Source organism: Loigolactobacillus jiayinensis (assembly GCF_003946445.1).
GTDB classification, from domain to species: Bacteria; Bacillota; Bacilli; order Lactobacillales; family Lactobacillaceae; genus Loigolactobacillus; species Loigolactobacillus jiayinensis.
Genome location: NZ_RHOF01000022.1, coordinates 1 through 15,997, shown reverse-complemented (window position 1 = coordinate 15,997; position 15,997 = coordinate 1). Strand labels below are relative to the sequence as shown.

General features: G+C 43.3%; 18 protein-coding genes. 16 read left to right on the top strand and 2 right to left on the bottom strand.

The genetic code is table 11. The features are described from left to right. Positions 1–5 precede the first annotated feature (5 nt). Together trxA and EKM80_RS15015 are read left to right on the top strand one after the other, a co-directional pair. Positions 6–320: a thioredoxin gene (gene trxA, locus EKM80_RS06740; protein ID WP_125552351.1), complete on the top strand. Its 315-nt coding sequence runs from the start codon at positions 6–8 to the stop codon at positions 318–320. Positions 321–460: 140 nt separating this feature from the next. Next, positions 461–1,834, top strand: coding sequence for a polysaccharide deacetylase family protein (locus EKM80_RS15015; protein ID WP_225418830.1), 1,374 nt, complete (start codon positions 461–463; stop codon positions 1,832–1,834). 34 nt (positions 1,835–1,868) lie between these two features. Here EKM80_RS15015 and EKM80_RS06730 read toward each other — a convergent pair whose 3' ends face one another. After that, the gene (locus tag EKM80_RS06730) at positions 1,869–2,471 is read right to left on the bottom strand and encodes a YslB family protein (RefSeq protein WP_125552350.1); all 603 of its coding nucleotides are present in this window, start codon (positions 2,469–2,471) and stop codon (positions 1,869–1,871) included. A gap of 251 nt (positions 2,472–2,722) precedes the next feature. Here EKM80_RS06730 and racE point away from each other — a divergent pair, with 251 nt between their 5' ends. The 13 genes from racE (at position 2,723) to EKM80_RS06665 (ending at position 12,964) form a co-directional block, all read left to right on the top strand. Beyond that, a complete protein-coding gene (racE, locus tag EKM80_RS06725) occupies positions 2,723–3,565 on the top strand; it encodes a glutamate racemase (protein WP_125552349.1) in 843 nt (280 codons plus the stop codon). Beyond that, positions 3,552–4,910: a ribonuclease PH gene (rph, locus tag EKM80_RS06720; RefSeq protein WP_125552348.1), complete on the top strand. Its 1,359-nt coding sequence runs from the start codon at positions 3,552–3,554 to the stop codon at positions 4,908–4,910. The genes racE and rph overlap by 14 nt, the downstream gene beginning before the upstream one ends. Before the next feature lie 39 nt (positions 4,911–4,949). Then, entirely contained in the window at positions 4,950–5,414 is a 465-nt protein-coding gene (gene cbpB, locus EKM80_RS06715) for a cyclic-di-AMP-binding protein CbpB (protein ID WP_125552384.1), read from the top strand. A 25-nt stretch (positions 5,415–5,439) separates the two neighbouring features. Beyond that, positions 5,440–6,150 (top strand): 2,3,4,5-tetrahydropyridine-2,6-dicarboxylate N-acetyltransferase, encoded by a 711-nt coding sequence (dapD, locus tag EKM80_RS06710; RefSeq protein WP_125552347.1) that lies wholly within the window; start codon positions 5,440–5,442, stop codon positions 6,148–6,150. Between the two features lie 14 nt (positions 6,151–6,164). After that, complete coding sequence (locus EKM80_RS06705; RefSeq protein WP_125552346.1) at positions 6,165–7,304, top strand: N-acetyldiaminopimelate deacetylase; 1,140 nt, start codon at positions 6,165–6,167, stop codon at positions 7,302–7,304. A 125-nt stretch (positions 7,305–7,429) separates the two neighbouring features. Next, entirely contained in the window at positions 7,430–8,536 is a 1,107-nt protein-coding gene (folP, locus tag EKM80_RS06700; RefSeq protein ID WP_125552345.1) for a dihydropteroate synthase, read from the top strand. A gap of 14 nt (positions 8,537–8,550) precedes the next feature. Then, positions 8,551–8,910: a dihydroneopterin aldolase gene (gene folB / locus EKM80_RS06695; protein ID WP_125552344.1), complete on the top strand. Its 360-nt coding sequence runs from the start codon at positions 8,551–8,553 to the stop codon at positions 8,908–8,910. Continuing rightward, complete coding sequence (folK, locus tag EKM80_RS06690) at positions 8,910–9,395, top strand: 2-amino-4-hydroxy-6-hydroxymethyldihydropteridine diphosphokinase (RefSeq protein WP_125552343.1); 486 nt, start codon at positions 8,910–8,912, stop codon at positions 9,393–9,395. Before folB ends, folK begins: the two co-directional genes overlap by 1 nt. Next, positions 9,392–9,952 (top strand): GTP cyclohydrolase I FolE, encoded by a 561-nt coding sequence (gene folE / locus EKM80_RS06685; protein WP_125552342.1) that lies wholly within the window; start codon positions 9,392–9,394, stop codon positions 9,950–9,952. The genes folK and folE overlap by 4 nt, the downstream gene beginning before the upstream one ends. After that, entirely contained in the window at positions 9,952–11,253 is a 1,302-nt protein-coding gene (locus EKM80_RS06680) for a bifunctional folylpolyglutamate synthase/dihydrofolate synthase (protein ID WP_125552341.1), read from the top strand. Before folE ends, EKM80_RS06680 begins: the two co-directional genes overlap by 1 nt. Then, entirely contained in the window at positions 11,246–11,818 is a 573-nt protein-coding gene (locus EKM80_RS06675) for a non-canonical purine NTP pyrophosphatase (protein WP_125552340.1), read from the top strand. Before EKM80_RS06680 ends, EKM80_RS06675 begins: the two co-directional genes overlap by 8 nt. A gap of 10 nt (positions 11,819–11,828) precedes the next feature. Continuing rightward, positions 11,829–12,398, top strand: coding sequence for an LOG family protein (locus tag EKM80_RS06670; RefSeq protein ID WP_225418829.1), 570 nt, complete (start codon positions 11,829–11,831; stop codon positions 12,396–12,398). Between the two features lie 80 nt (positions 12,399–12,478). Then, the gene (locus EKM80_RS06665; RefSeq protein ID WP_125552338.1) at positions 12,479–12,964 is read left to right on the top strand and encodes an S-ribosylhomocysteine lyase; all 486 of its coding nucleotides are present in this window, start codon (positions 12,479–12,481) and stop codon (positions 12,962–12,964) included. A 102-nt stretch (positions 12,965–13,066) separates the two neighbouring features. Here EKM80_RS06665 and EKM80_RS06660 read toward each other — a convergent pair whose 3' ends face one another. Continuing rightward, entirely contained in the window at positions 13,067–13,738 is a 672-nt protein-coding gene (locus EKM80_RS06660) for a metal-dependent transcriptional regulator (RefSeq protein ID WP_125552337.1), read from the bottom strand. Between the two features lie 413 nt (positions 13,739–14,151). On the opposite strand from EKM80_RS06660, the gene EKM80_RS06655 reads away from it, so the two are divergent. Next, a complete protein-coding gene (locus tag EKM80_RS06655) occupies positions 14,152–15,867 on the top strand; it encodes a C40 family peptidase (RefSeq protein WP_125552336.1) in 1,716 nt (571 codons plus the stop codon). Positions 15,868–15,997: the final 130 nt, after the last annotated feature.

The following is a 15,997-nucleotide window of genomic DNA, read 5'->3' as shown; positions in this document are numbered from 1 at the left end:
AATTTATGGTACAAGCAATTACTGATAAAGACTTTAGCCAGGAAACTGATAAAGGTGTTGTTTTAACTGATTTTTGGGCAACTTGGTGCGGCCCTTGTCGCATGCAATCACCAGTTGTTGAGCAATTAGCGGACGACTATGATGGTGAAGTTAAATTCACTAAAATGGATGTTGATGCTAACCCAGCAACAGCCCAAAACTTTGGTATCATGAGTATCCCAACTTTATTATTGAAAAAAGATGGTGAAGTTGTCGAAACACTTGTGGGTTACCACACGAAAGATCAATTAGAACAAGTGTTGAAACAATATACAGCCTAAATCGCGTTAGATTTGGCTAGAATGAACCACAACAATTACGGTTGTTGTGGTTTTTTTGTTTGTCATCTATTTCACAATTAAACATAATTGATTATATTAATTGATACTGTTATATTATGGCTAAAAAGAGGGTGTTGACGATGCACCGCTATATTGGGGGATTTGTAGTAACAGGTTTAATCGTTAGCGTTATTGGTGGCGTAATTTGGGTGCAAACTAAACCAGAAACTTTAATTGCGCAACCTACCACTGCGTTACACAGCCAGTCAAAAAAGATTCAGATTAAGCACGCACAACCACAGTCAGTGTTTAAACGGTATGTTCGTGGTGAAAAAGAGATCAAAATTGGACAAATCAATTATCGCTTTTATGTTCCTGACCAATTGATTGCCAGTCATTTAATACCAACAGATTATTGGTCAACTTTTGCGCAGCAGCTTCAATTGCACGGATCAGCCAAAAATGTTGTGATCTATCCAACCAGTCGCCAGCAGATCGGTCATTTGACGGCACTAAAATTAGCCGTGGCAGCCACAAATGATCAAGGAACAAAAGTTACAGCTGAACTACCACTAGAACGCCGCCAGCTAGTATTGAATCAGGCACAAGACCAAGTCATAACGCTGCAGCAATTGGCAGAAAATCCAGTTATACTAACGGCCTTAAAAAATCAAATTTTTAATGATTATTTACGAATCATCCAGCCGCAACCGCTGCAATTAGCACAAATCCGGCAAAATTTTATGCAGCAGCCGTTAAGTTCTTGGCTAGCATTGAAGCAACAACACTTAATTTTCTATACACGTGATGCTAAGCAGCAGATAATTGCGGTGCCGACAAGTTTAGCTAATATCCGGTATTTTTTACCAAGTGCTTGGGGTCTGACCCCAGCGCGCACATTAGCGTCTAAGCAAGTTGCGTTAACGTTTGATGATGGCCCTAACCCAAATACGACGCCGCAAATTTTAAAAATTCTGGCGTATAATCAAATCTCAGCTACTTTTTTCATGGTCGGTAATAACGTGACTATGTACCCTCAATTAGCTAACCAAGTTGTCGTGGCGGGACATCTGGTGGGTAATCACACTTACGATCATGCCCAGTTATCAACGTTGACGGCACCACAAATGACACAAGAGGTGACCGCCACCGACGCTGCTATCTATGCGGCTACTGGTAGCTGGCCAACCCTGATGCGCCCACCATACGGCAGTATTGATGTGTTGAGCGCCACAATTGCAGCGCGCCCAATTATTCAATGGAATGTGGATAGTGAAGATTGGCGTAGTCGGGATGCAACGGTTATTTTACAGCAGATCCAGCAGCAGACGGCCAATGGTTCAATTATCTTATTACATGATATTCAACCAGCTACGGTAACGGCACTACCAAATATTATCAATTATCTGCGGCAACAGGGCTACCAATTTGTTAGCTTGGCTGATTTGTTAGGCAAGCCGTTATTAAGTCAATGGCAGTATTTTGGGACAGATAACCAACGGATGGTTAAGTAGTCAAAAAGTCATGCCCGGTTATGGACATGACTTTTTAGTTGCGGTTAAACCAACCGCGTTTATGACGTTGTGTGCGTTTAGGCATTAAATCAGCTACTGGTGTTGCACTGGCCCGAGTATCATCAGTGGCCTGACTTTTATTAGTCGGTGCTGTACTGCCGAATTGATGCAGCTGAACCGGATTGTCAACAGTCGTTACTGGAGGCACATCAGTATGATCGGTTTGGATAATAATTGTGATTTTGTCACGATCAAATTCTAACTGACCTTCGGCAATAGTTTGGGTCAATTGCTGGATCTGTTGGGCAATAAAGCCCGTTTCGAGTTGGAAATCAGCGTTGCTAAACGCTTTTTGCCGGCGCTCAATTTGCTGACCAGCAAGTTGATAAATATAACGATTTTTCGTTTGTTGACTTAGAATCAAGTCGCCAAAATTAAATTGCGTAAAAAAAGTCGGTAGATCTTCTAACTGACTTAGTGGTAACCGCCGCGCCAAGTCTTTACCCGCCCAGTATAAAATACCAGGGGCCTCTTGACCAAGCAAGTCTGGTAATAAAATGTCGCGCAATAATTCATAACCAAGTGCATCCGGCGTAGACACTGCCCGCAATAAATTTTCATAATGATTTTCTGGCATAAGCCTAATCACCTCATTTTTCTTCCTTTTCATTATAGCAAAAATAATGAAACTAAGGAGCATTAGCTAAATAAATAGTTAAAAATTCGATAACGGTGTCGATTGACTTGAACTTAATTCAAAAAAAGGCGAAAATCATAGGTAAGACTGATCATTAGTTATCGGGAAATCAGTTCCCCTGGTGCAATCTGATTGAACGTTTGATCAAGGGTACCACATAATTGCTGCACAAATAGAAAGAGGAATAAATAATGGTGGATGTTCGACAAGGTATTGGTTATATGGATTCAGGCGTGGGTGGCCTGACCGTGGTTAAGCAAGCGCTACGTCAATTACCAAATGAAAAAGTGATTTTCATTGGCGATACAGCACGCAATCCTTATGGGCCACGGCCAGCTAGTCAAGTTAAAGAATTCACGTGGCAAATGACTAATTTTTTACTCAGTAAAAACGTTAAAATGATCGTCATTGCTTGTAATACAGCTACAGCCGCTGCGTTGCCAGAAATTCAAGCAGGTGTTGATATTCCGGTGATCGGCGTCATTGTTGCCGGTAGCCAAGCGGCAATCAAAGCGACTAAAAATAAAAAAATTGGGGTGATTGGGACTATCGGCACAATCAAAAGTCAGGCTTATCCCCAAACTATTCAGCGACAAGCACCACAAATCACTGTTAAAGGTGTGGCTTGTCCTAAGTTTGTACCGCTAGTTGAAAGTAACGAATATAAATCAGCGGTAGCTAAAAAGGTTGTGGCTGAGTCATTGGCACCTTTTGACAATCAGCAGATCGATACGTTGATTTTAGGGTGTACCCATTATCCGCTGATTCGTCACTTGATTCAAAATCGGATTGGTGATCAAGTAACGTTGATCGATTCCGGCGCAGAAACGGTTAATCAAGTTTCGGCGTTGTTAGATTTTGATCACTTAGCAGCACCGGCTCGGCGGCCACAACATGAATTCTATACCACTGGTAATCCAGAGATGTTCCAGCAGATTGCCGGTGATTGGCTCCAATTTGCTGATCTAGATGTGCGTCATGTTGATTTGACGAAATTAATTGAATATAGCGAGGTTGAGCATGCAAAGAAATAATAATCGCAATTCAAATGAGCTGCGGCCATTTGAAATCACCGCGAATTACTTGAAAAATCCAGAAGGTTCCGTTTTAATGACTTTAGGTAATACAAAAGTTATTTGCAACGTTAGTGTTGAAGACAGTCAACCACCATTTTTACGTGGTACCGAAAAGGGCTGGATCAGTGCCGAATATAGCATGTTACCGCGCGCGACTAAAGAACGAACTCGGCGTGAGGCAACCAAGGGCCATCAAACTGGACGGACAATTGAAATTCAACGCTTAATTGGTCGTTCATTGCGGGCAGTAGTTGATTTAGAAAAATTAGGGCCACGCTCATTAGTTGCTGATTGTGATGTGATTCAAGCTGATGGCGGTACGCGTACGGCCAGCATTACTGGCGCATTTTTTGCCTTAAAATTGGCATTAGCTAAGTTGGTCACTGATAAAGTACTACCAGAAAATCCATTAAAGGATGATCTAGCGGCAATTAGTGTTGGTATTTTACCAGAAATTGGGCCCGTGTTAGATCTAGAGGCTAGTGAGGATCAGCAGGCACAAGTCGATATGAATATTGTGATGACGGGCCAGGGCGAATTTATCGAGTTACAAGGTACCGGTGAAGAGGCCACTTTTTCTGGCAGTGAACTAAATGAATTATTATATTTAGGCACTAAAGGTATTGAGCAATTAATTACTGCGCAACGGTATCAATTTGATAAATTGCAGCATCCTTACGATACTAGTGATATCGCACAAAATACGGTGGTGATCGCCACCCGCAATGATGGTAAAGCCAGCGAGTTCAAGGCAATGTTTGCCGCAGATCATATTCAGGTCAAAACATTAAAGGATTTCCCTGACTTGCCAGAAGTCGAAGAAACAGGGGATACCTTTGAAGCCAATGCGCGGCTTAAAGCTGATACAATTGCCCGTATGCTGGATCTACCAGTATTAGCTGATGATTCCGGCCTACAGGTAGCGGCACTACACGGTCGGCCAGGTGTGTATTCGGCCCGTTACGCCGGCGATCACAACGATGCTGCCAATAACGCTAAATTATTATTTGAATTAACTGGTGTCCCACAAGAAAAGCGCAACGCCACATTCCATACAACCTTAGTTTTTGCCAAGCCGAACCAACCAGAAAAGGATTTGGTCGTTGACGGCGACGTTAACGGCTCTATCTTAGGTATTCCCCGTGGCAATAACGGGTTCGGTTACGATCCGTTATTTTTTGTACCAGAGTTAGATAAGAGTTTAGCGGAATTAACTGAGGCTGAAAAAAATAAAATCAGTCATCGTGGTCATGCCATCCGTAATTTAGAAAAAGTTTGGCGCGACTGGCTAGCGGAAAAATAAAAATTCTGGAAATATATTTCTTTGAAAGTAGGTGCTGGATTGATCAGTCAACCGATTTTAGACATTTTATTACAAAATAAGGCACATTTTTTAATTCCTGCAGAAAAAGTGGCTAACGTGCAGGTCGATAACAACTTAAATCATGCCTTTTTAGTGTTGACCAAGATTCGCTACGCTAAAATTCCGGTGTTGGACAACGATTCTAAGTTTGTTGGTTTGATTTCTTTACCAATGATTACTGATACTATGTTAGGTCAAGATGACTTTGATTTAAGTCGTTTAAACGAGCTATGTGTGGGTGATGTTTGCGAAAAAAATGGACCAACAGTTGAAAACCCCTATGACATTGAGTTAATATTACATTTATTAGTAGATAATCCGTTTCTGCCAGTGGTCAGTCGCGAAGGCGATTTTACGGGCATTGTGACTCGGCGGGAGATTATGAAAAGCGTCAATTACTTGGCGCATAATTTTGATCAGGGCCTATCCACTAAGCGAGAGTGAAAAATGATAATTTATGGAGAGGTGTGTGCGTGATTTGGATGCAAAAGAAATCATCCGGTTCATTAGTGAAGCAAAGAAGAAAACCCCAGTTAAAGTTTATGTGAAGGGGAATTTAGAGCAACTAAATATTCCTAGCTCGATCCAAAACTTTTTTGAAGCCCATAGTGGCGTATTATTTGGTGACTGGGCTGACGTTGAACCATTTTTGGCAGCTAATCAAAAAGCCATCAGTGAGTACCATATTGAAAACGAAGCACGTAACTCAGCTGTACCAATGGTTGATTTAAAACAATTTAATGCGCGGATCGAACCAGGAGCTTTTATTCGTGATCAAGTTGAAATTCATGATAATGCTGTTGTCATGATGGGTGCAGTAATCAATATCGGCGCCGTAGTTGGCGAAGGTTCAATGATCGATATGGGGGCTGTTTTAGGTGGTCGCGCAACTGTTGGCAAAAACGCCCATATTGGTGCCGGCGCAGTGCTGGCAGGGGTAGTTGAACCACCTTCAGCGCAACCTGTTGTGGTTGAGGATGATGTCTTGATTGGTGCGAACGCAGTTGTTTTGGAAGGCATCCGCATTGGTAAAGGGGCGGTCGTCGCTGCCGGCGCAATCGTCACTAAAGACGTGGCACCGAATACAGTTGTTGCCGGTGTACCAGCGCGGAAAATCAAAGATATTGATGATAAAACCCGTAGTAAAACGGAAATTCTTGACGCACTCCGTCAATTATAGGCCGAGGCAATTAAATGACATTAACAACAGCCGAATTAACTAAAATTTATCAAGATTTACATCAAATTCCCGAAATTGGTTTAAAGGAGTTCGAAACCCAGGCTTATTTGCTTAAAGTAATTGCGACATTTCCGCAAACTTGGCTAACGGTTAAAAAGGTCGCCACCGCAACGCTAGTTTTGGTTAGCGGCAGTGCACCCCATAAGACATTGGGTTGGCGGACGGATATTGATGCCTTGCCGGTACAGGAACAAACAGGGTTACCATTTGTCTCAAAGCATGCTGGCATGATGCACGCTTGCGGTCACGATATTCATATGAGTGTGGCGCTGGGCTTATTATCATATTTTGCTACGGAACAGCCTAAGAATAACATGTTATTCTTGTTCCAACCTGCTGAAGAAAACGCTAGTGGGGGTAAACGACTTTATGAAATGGGTGCACTGGATGATTGGATGCCGGATGAAATTTATGGCTTACACGTTAATCCACAATTGCCAACAGGAGCAATTGGCTGCCGCCAAGGAACCCTTTTTGCTGGAACTTGTGAGATCCACGCCCATTTTAGTGGTAAAAGCGGTCATGCTGCTTACCCACATTTAGCCAACGATATGGTAGTGGCGGGTGCGCAATTTGTTAATCAAATCCAAACTATTGTGAGCCGCAACGTGGATCCGATCCAAAGTGGTGTTGTAACGTTAGGCCAATTTCACGCGGGTACTATTGGTAATGTGATTAGTGGTAGTGCGCAGATCGATGGTACGATCCGCGCCTTGACGCAAGTGATGAACCAGCATATTCAACAACGGGTACGGACTATCGCGGAAGGTATCGCGTTAAGCTATGATTGCCAAGTTGACCTAGATCTACATCAAGGCGGTTATTATCCCGTTGAAAATGATCCAACCACCACCGCAGCATTTATTAAAACAATGCAGGCTGACCCAGCCATTGAGTACGTGGAAACTGAACCAGCTATGACTGGTGAAGATTTTGGCTTTTTAATTTCTAAGATCCACGGTACCATGTTCTGGTTAGGTGTCGATCAACCTTATCAATTACATTCAGAACATTTAGCACCACATGTAGGTGCCATTGATAAAGGAATTTACGCGATGACAACTTATTTTAAACAACGTGATGCAGCAATATAGACTTTAAGGAGTGGCGGATGTAGCCGCTCCTTTTTGTTACCAGCAGCTCTAGAATAATCGTTTGACGCTGGCGCTATTTCTGGGTAAGATTGGGCTAATTGAATAAATAATTGGGGGCAACGTGTGTGCATTTGCGACAACAATCATTAGCGACAACAACGCTACCAGCACAGCTGTTTAAGCCAACTTTACTACTGTTGGTCGCTGATACTGATTTACCGACTGATCCAGCAGTGCAGCAGCTTAATCAGCAATTACAGGTGACTTATATTTCTACACGAGCATTAATAATCGATAAGTATATTTTATTAGAACTGGCGACTTGGCTGCCAGCTGACTTAAAGGCAGGCACTGAAGCTTATATCACTGCACTACGTGATGCCGCAGCAGGATTGCGGCAGCAGCATTTATTTCACGCGCGGCAGTATACACTGGACACGCAAGCCAAAACCCGGGTGTATGGTATCTTAAATATTACGGATGATTCATTTTACGATGGTGGTCGCTATTTTACGCCTGCAGTAGCAATCAAGCGCGCTCAAGAAATGGTGGCCCAAGGTGCGGACGTGCTGGAATTAGGCGGGCAATCAACCCGTAAAGGCTATCAAGAATTAACTCCAGCAGCAGAAATTGCTCGCGTGTTACCAGTGTTAGAGGCAATTCGACCAATGGTGGACGTACCGATCGCAGTGGATACGTATAAATACGAAGTGGTGCAGGCAGTGTTGGCAGCAGGGGCGGATATTATTAATGATGTGCATCCGGTACAAGCGGAGCCACGCTTACTGGAAGCCATCGCGGCAGCTGATGCGGGCTTAGTGATCATGCACACACAAAATGGTGATCACTATACCGATCTAGCGCAGGATATTCATGATTACTTTGCGACGGCAATTGATTTTGCTGGTCATTATGGTATTGAACGCCAACAAATAATGATCGATGTTGGCTTAGGAACGGTATATGGTAAAAATTATGAACAAGAGTATAGTTTGTTACGGCAATTGGATTATTTTAATGATTTAGGCGTTACAACGTTGATTGCACCGTCACGCAAGGGTTTCATTGGAACATTACTTGATTTGCCGGTAGAAGAGCGCCTGGTACCAACCATGGCGATTTTTGCCAATTCGGCAGCGCTTGATGTTAACTTTATGCGGGCGCATGATATTGCTGAAACTAAATATACATTAGGAATCATGGATAAAATCAAACGCAGTTTTAATCGTTAATTTGGAGGACAAGTATGGGATTAATTAAAATCAATAATATACAAGTTTACACTTATAACGGTGTTTTACCCGAGGAGAATCGGCTAGGACAGCGACTTGAAATCGATGTTGCATTAACGGTACCAATTGAGGATCTAGGCACTAAAGATCAATTAGCAGCGACAGTTAGTTATGCTGATGTTTACACGACGATAACTGAAATCGCCCAAACACAACAATATCAACTGATTGAAAGCCTAGCGAATCATATTAGTCAAGCCTTGTTGAAAAAATATCAGCTCATTGCGGCAGTTCAGTTACGAATTCGTAAGTACAGCGTGCCGATCGCTGGTATTTTTGATAATGTTGAAATTGAAGTGCAGGTGAATCGCTAATGCATCAGGTTTACTTAAGTATTGGTTCTAATATTGGAGATCGTCAAGCACAGCTCCACCAAGCAATTACCGCGCTACAAGCGGACCCCGCGATTGAAGTCGTACGGGTATCCAGTATTTATGAAACTGCTCCAGTCGGTGGTGTGGTGCAAGATGATTTTTATAATTGCGCCGTCTATTTGCGGACTAGCCTTAGTGCGGCTGAATTATTGCAGCGAATCCAACAAATTGAGCAACAACAAAAGCGGCGGCGGTTAATTCACTGGGGACCGCGGACCATTGATTTAGATATTCTGTGGTACGATGACGCGACGATCAAGACGGCTGACTTAACGATTCCCCATCCGGAAATGACGCAGCGCGCTTTTGTTTTAGTGCCGTTAAAGGAAATCACAGTCGGGCTGAAACAGCAACAGGTTGAAAAATTAATACAGGCGTTACCTGCCGCTCAGCGGGTGACCAAGATTAGGGATGAGCACGTATGAATGATGAACAGAAACAACAAATTATGGCTGCCGTTAAACAAATTTTAGTGGCCGTCGGCGAAGACCCAGAACGGGCCGGCTTATTGGAAACACCAGAACGAGTTGCACGGATGTACGACGAAATTTTTAGTACACTACGCGAGCCAGAATTCACCAACTATAAATTATTTCAAACTGATAGTCATGCAGAAATGGTGGTTGTTAAGGATATCCCATTTTATTCAATGTGTGAACATCATTTATTGCCTTTTTTTGGGACGGCACATATCGCCTACTTACCGGCTGGCGGTCAAATTATTGGCTTAAGCAAAATTGCCCGTTTAGTTGATTACGTTGCCCATAAACCTAATGTGCAGGAACGTTTGACGTCACAGTTAGTTGACGAATTACAACGAATTTTACAGCCAAAGGGGATCGCCGTTGAATTAGAAGCCCGGCACATGTGTATGGAAATGCGCGGTATCCAAAAAACAGGTAGTCAAACGGTGACTACCCGCTTTACTGGCGACTTAAATGATCCAGTGCGCATTGCTGAATTCGAGCGGCGGCTGTGCTAATGACAATTCAACAACAAGTGCAGGCGGCTCAGGCCGAGATGACGCAAGGCATGTTGTATGAAGTCGGTGATCGTGTGGGACTATTGCGTCAAGTCTTAGCACAACTGGGCCATCCAGAGCAGACGTTTAAAGTTATCCATATTGCTGGTACCAATGGTAAAGGGTCAACTACGCAAATGTTGCGGACAATTTTGACGACTGCAGGTTACCGTAGTGGGGCGTTTATGAGTCCATATCTGCGCAGCCCATATGAACAAATCACTGTTGATGGTCAGATAATGACCGCTACTGAATTTTTAGCAGCGTTTGCACGTGGTAAACAGGCATTGGCTGATTTAGATTTAACCCCAGCGGCTTTATCGGAATTTGAATGGTATTTTATTTTAGCGCTGTTACAATTTCAACAACGTCAAGTGAAGTGGGCGGTGGTAGAAACTGGTTTAGGCGGTGAATTTGATGCGACCAACGCTTTAGATCAACCAGCACTGGTGATTTTTACCAAAATCGCCTATGACCATATGGCTTTGTTAGGGAACACATTGACGGCGATTGCACAGACTAAAAGTAAAATCATGCGTCAAGGTGTACCAGTGATCAGTTATCCACAACAAGCGCCAGCGGCTGAGAAAGTGTTGCAACAGGCGGCTAAAACGAATCAAGCGCCGTTTTGGCAAGTACAGCAGCTGACGACGCAAATTGAGCAATTTGATTTAACGGGCATACTGGTCAGTGTAGCAAGCGAATGGTTTAACTGGCCTCATTTACGGTTAAGCTTAGCTGGCGAATTTCAAGTAGCTAATTTAGTCACTGTTTTGACGGCGATCCATGTACTGCAAAAGCAAATCGACTTACCGGAAACAGTGGTGCGAAAAGCTTTGACGCAAGTCAAATTGCCAGGACGCTTGCAAGTGATTGGGCAGCAACCAACTGTTTTATTGGATGGCGCGCACAATCCGGATGGGAGTCAAGCACTAGTGGACACTTTGCAACGCTTGACGCCAGTGCGGCCGGTGACCTTGGTGATTGGGATGTTGCGCGATAAAAATTATCAGCGCATGTTGCAGCTTTTATTACCGCTAGCAACACAAGTTATCGTCACGACACCGAATAATCCAACGCGTGAATTACCTGCAACTGAATTAGCAACTGCTTGTCAGGCAATTGCACCACAGCTAGCGCTAACGATTTGTGCTGTGCCACAGCAGGCCTTGAAAATGGCGCAGCAGCAGACAACGGCCGATGGACTAATTGTGGTGACGGGATCCTTTTATTTAGTAAAGGAGTTGTTGCCAAATGCTTGAACAGCCAATTCTATTAGCGAGTCAAAATGCTGGCAAGCTAGCTGAATTACGAGCCTTATTTGCTCAAAGTGGGTTAGCACTTGAGCGCTATACAAGCAAGGTCACACCAATTACTTTTTCAGCAGAGGGAAATGACTATGGGCAAAACGCAACGAACAAGGCGCTACAGGTAGCTGAATTCACGAGTTTGCCAGTGCTAGGTGATGATTCAGGAATTGAGCTGGCTGCTTTTCCTGATGAATTTGGAGTACATACGGCACGCACCTTGGCGCAGCAGTTATTACCAGCCAATAAATATTTGTTGTCGCGACTCCAAGGCATAAGTAATCGCCAAATCACGTTGCATAGTTATTTAGTTTTGCGGCTAGGATCACAGTTGATTCAGGCCCATGGTCAGTTGACCGCACAAGTGGCTTTGCAGGAGCAAGGCACCTTAAGTGGTGGTTTTGATCGGTTAGTTTATTTACCTCAGTTAGGTAAAACTCTAGCTCAATTATCAGCAACTGTTCGTAGCCAATACAGTCATCGCGGCCGTGCTGTAGCCGAATTAGTTCGCCAGCTTTAGGAGGATCATTTTGAAGAATATAACGATTTTTTGTGGTTCCAACACAGGACTGGATCCAAAATTCCAGCAACAAGCTCTGGCATTAGGTCAGTATATGGCGCAGCATCAGCAAGCTTTAATCTACGGTGGCAGTGATATTGGGTTAATGCACGATGTTAGTCACAGTATGACTGCAGCTGGTGGTGAGGTAATTGGCGTCATTCCGCAGATTTTTGTCGACCGCGGGCAAGCTAATCCACATTTAACCCAATTAATTCAAGTTGCTGATATGAGTGAGCGCAAGACAAAATTAATCGAACTTGCCGATGCCTTTATCGTATTACCCGGTGGCTTTGGTACATTTGAGGAATTGTGGCAAGCTTTATCGTGGAGTCAATTAGGACTACACCATAAGCCAATTGCAATTTTCAATATTGACGGCTTTTTTGACCCCTTAGTTGCGACCTTACAACAAATGATTGACAGCGGCTTTGCGCCAATCGCTAACCGTGATCTATTGATCAACGCAACGACAATTGCAGAAATATACCAAGGGTTTGCTAACTTTCATTATCAAATAGCCAATAAATATTTGAATTAAAGATTTTCCAAATTGCTAGTCTAGCGGTACAATGAAAAGAAGAGCACACAAGCTCAAATGATTAATTGGAGGAATTAAACATGGCAAAAGTTGAAAGTTTTACTTTAGATCATACTAAAGTTAAAGCACCTTACGTCCGTTTAATCACAACGGAATCTGGTACAAAAGGTGACGAAATTCAAAATTACGATCTCCGTTTAGTTCAACCTAACGAAAACGCAATTCCAACAGCTGGGTTACATACGATCGAACATATGCTGGCTGGCTTACTCCGTGATCGTCTTGATGGCGTGATCGATTGTTCACCATTTGGTTGCCGGACTGGTTTCCATTTGATTCTCTGGGGTCGCCACAAACCAGAAGATGTTGCTGCTGCCTTAAAGGGCTCATTGGAATTCATCGCTGGACCTGCAACTTGGGATGATGTACAAGGTACTGATATCACTAGCTGTGGTAACTACCGTGACCATTCATTGTTCTCTGCTAAGGAATGGTGCAAAAAGATTCTTGAAGAAGGCATTAGTTCAGATCCATTTGAACGCCATGTTGTGACACAATCATTGTAGAATTAAAAAAACGAGACAACGACATAAATAAAATTATGTCGTTGTCTCGTTTTATTTTTTGTGCGTTAGGTAACGGTGCGTACTTTTAACTCACTTAGCTGCTTAATGCTCTAATGACGCACCATTTTCATCAGTGACAAAAATATTATGTGCGGCTTTAAAGCTAATATTAAATTCTTGCCCAGCAGCAGTGGTGACACTGATTGGCCCATCGAATGGTTCATGTTTCAGAACAGTAACACGTGTTTCTAAACCTAACTTGATATCAGCTAAATAAATCAAGAGATCATGATCGTCAATAAAGCGTTCGATCGTGACTGTTTGTCCATTAGGAATCTGGGCTAGGACAGTATAGCTTTCTTCTTGAAAGTGACCGTCAGCATCAGGAATAACACCACCATGGGGGCAATGCTTTGGGTAGCCGAGAAATTTATCTAATTGGGCGAGTAGCTTAGGGCTAGTCACATGTTCTAATACTTCGGCTTCTGGGTGAATATCTGGTAATGCAAACGCCAAATCATTTGCTAAAAAAGTTTCCCAGAGGCGATGTTTACGAATCAATAAAATTGCTTGATCTAAACCGCTCTTTGTTAATGCAATATCATGGTATGGTTTATGTGTAACTAAGTTTTCTTTTTTTAATTTGCTGACCATTTCAGTGACGGAGCCAGCAGCAATACCGAGTGCTAATGAAATCTGCTTATTTGAGACTTCTTTTTTTGCGCCGCCCAATTCAAAAATGATTTTCAGATAATCTTCCTTAATCGGCGTCATTTGACGTGATCACGCTCCTGTAGAAAGTTTTGCCGTAGCAATTACTTTCACTATTATAGCGCACTTTTCATGTTGACGACAGTAAAAGTATACGCAGAGGCTGAATTCGATTTATACTGCTCGAGGGTAATTTTTTGACGGCATGGCTAGTCATCGGTTAAAATGAAAACCATGGCGTGTGCAAACGCTGTTTTGTCATCAAATTGTCGTAATTAATCTAGTCACGTGATGTTTCAACGTATTTTCATCACAGTTCGGTTACAAATTTGCTGTTAGTTGATAAACACTGTAAATTTTTATTAAAGTACGGTATACTAAAGGTCGAAAGTTCGGGGACTCACGTTGTTCCCAGTTTAGATCATATAGTGACCAAGCGCACTATCCTAATCTAGGCATAACAAGGAGGCTGTTATATGTCAAAAGCAAAATCAAAGTCTAAAAGTCATTTATCTACATACCTGGCTGCCGGTGTTGTCGGTTTAGCTGGAGCAACACTTGCAGGAGCTCAACAAGCACAGGCAGCGCAAACCGTTGAAGTTTCTTATCAAAGCGGTGCGACTACCGTCTGGGACAATCCAACGACAGGTCAGAAACCAACTCGCTATTTAACTAAGGGTCAATCCATTAAAGTACAAGCTACCAAGCAAATTTTTGGTGAAAAATGGTACCAAATCGGTACTAATGAATGGGTACCGGCTAAATATTTCCAAGCAACAACAACTGAAAAAGTAGCAGCAAAAACTAGTGATACAGTTACCGGTAACTATAGTGACGGTGCAATCACAATTTGGACGTCACCAACTAGTGGCCAAGCAACTGGTAACTATATGGTTTACGGTCAAACAATTAATGCAACCGATAAAGTCCAAGTTGGCGGTATTACTTGGTATCAGATCGGTGATAACGCATGGGTACCAAGTGCCTATGTAGAATTTAACAATCCTAAATTAACTGGTGTTAAACCAGCTGCAAGTACAAGTTTAACGGCTACTTCAGCTGTTGCTACCAGTACTACAGCAAGCACTGCCGCAGCAAGTACTACTGCAGTAGCTAGCGATACAACCAGTGCTGATGCTGCTAGTGAAGCCCAATCAGTAGCAACTGCCAGTGCCAATGCCGCGGCAGAATCTGCCGCAGCTGCATCAACGGCTACTGCCCAATCAGTAGCAACTGCCAGCGCTAATGCGGCTAGCCAAGCTACTGCTTCTGCTAATGCTGCTTCGTTAGCTGTTGTTAAGGCAGCACAACAAACTGCTGTTCAATCAGCAGCGACAGCTAGTGCCAATGCGGCTAGTCAAGCAGCGGCTAAGTCAGCGGCAACAGCCAGTGCTAATGCTGCATCCGCACAAGCTGCTAGTCAAGCAACTTCTCAGGCTAATACCCAATCAGCAGCACAATCAACGGCGACAGCTAGTGCTAACGCCGCTAGTGCAGCAGCACAATCAATAGCAACAGCTAGTGCTAATGCTGCCAGTGCAGCAGCGCAATCAACAGCAACGGCTAGTGCTAATGCTGCTAGTCAAGCTTCGGCTCAAGCTGCAGCAACAGCCAGTGCCAATGCGGCTAGCCAAGCAGCAGCACAGTCAGCAGCAGCAACAGCTAGCGCTAATGCCGCTTCAGCTGCTGCAGCATCACAAGCAACTGTTCAACAGACGAGTACAAATCAGTCAACTTCACAAAGTACATCAACTTCGTCTCAAGCATCACAAACAACTAACACAAGTTCATCCGCTAGTAGTTCAGCCAGCACTAGTACCAGCTATGGTACAGGTGCTCAAGCAGCTATCTCTGCGGCTGAATCACAAATTGGTGTTCCTTATGTTTGGGGTGGCGAGTCTGAAGGCTCAGGGTTTGATTGCTCTGGCCTAACACAATGGGCATTGGCTAAAGCTGGTGTTTCAATTGGTCGTGTGACTACTGCTCAGGAGAGTGCTGGCACTAAGATCTCTGTTAGCCAAGCACAAGCTGGTGATTTATTATTCTGGGGTAGCGCCGGTGCAACGTATCATGTTGCATTATATATCGGTGGTAATCAGTATGTTAACGCACCACAACCAGGTGAAAACGTGAAGATTGCTTCAGTTTCAAGCTACTTCATGCCTTCATTTGCAGTACACATTAATTATTAAGCTAACGTAAATTAAAAAGTCTTACGCGAATTTTTAAAGGCTCTTTGTCAAATCCTGTTGATAGCTAATTTTGGAGGCTCTTTGTCAAATCCTGTTGATAGCTAATTTTAGGCAGAATTGGAAATTAAGC

What these genes read in the sequence shown, in the direction of transcription:
- EKM80_RS06730 (WP_125552350.1), bottom strand. Translation starts at nt 2,471, where the DNA reads ATGCCAGAAAATCATTATGAAAATTTATTGCGGGCAGTGTCTACGCCG.
- folB (WP_125552344.1), top strand. Translation starts at nt 8,551, where the DNA reads ATGGGATTAATTAAAATCAATAATATACAAGTTTACACTTATAACGGT.
- trxA (WP_125552351.1), top strand. Translation starts at nt 6, where the DNA reads ATGGTACAAGCAATTACTGATAAAGACTTTAGCCAGGAAACTGATAAA.
- EKM80_RS06655 (WP_125552336.1), top strand. Translation starts at nt 14,152, where the DNA reads ATGTCAAAAGCAAAATCAAAGTCTAAAAGTCATTTATCTACATACCTG.
- EKM80_RS06665 (WP_125552338.1), top strand. Translation starts at nt 12,479, where the DNA reads ATGGCAAAAGTTGAAAGTTTTACTTTAGATCATACTAAAGTTAAAGCA.
- EKM80_RS06705 (WP_125552346.1), top strand. Translation starts at nt 6,165, where the DNA reads ATGACATTAACAACAGCCGAATTAACTAAAATTTATCAAGATTTACAT.
- folE (WP_125552342.1), top strand. Translation starts at nt 9,392, where the DNA reads ATGAATGATGAACAGAAACAACAAATTATGGCTGCCGTTAAACAAATT.
- EKM80_RS06660 (WP_125552337.1), bottom strand. Translation starts at nt 13,738, where the DNA reads ATGACGCCGATTAAGGAAGATTATCTGAAAATCATTTTTGAATTGGGC.
- folK (WP_125552343.1), top strand. Translation starts at nt 8,910, where the DNA reads ATGCATCAGGTTTACTTAAGTATTGGTTCTAATATTGGAGATCGTCAA.
- EKM80_RS15015 (WP_225418830.1), top strand. Translation starts at nt 461, where the DNA reads ATGCACCGCTATATTGGGGGATTTGTAGTAACAGGTTTAATCGTTAGC.
- EKM80_RS06680 (WP_125552341.1), top strand. Translation starts at nt 9,952, where the DNA reads ATGACAATTCAACAACAAGTGCAGGCGGCTCAGGCCGAGATGACGCAA.
- EKM80_RS06675 (WP_125552340.1), top strand. Translation starts at nt 11,246, where the DNA reads ATGCTTGAACAGCCAATTCTATTAGCGAGTCAAAATGCTGGCAAGCTA.
- racE (WP_125552349.1), top strand. Translation starts at nt 2,723, where the DNA reads ATGGTGGATGTTCGACAAGGTATTGGTTATATGGATTCAGGCGTGGGT.
- rph (WP_125552348.1), top strand. Translation starts at nt 3,552, where the DNA reads ATGCAAAGAAATAATAATCGCAATTCAAATGAGCTGCGGCCATTTGAA.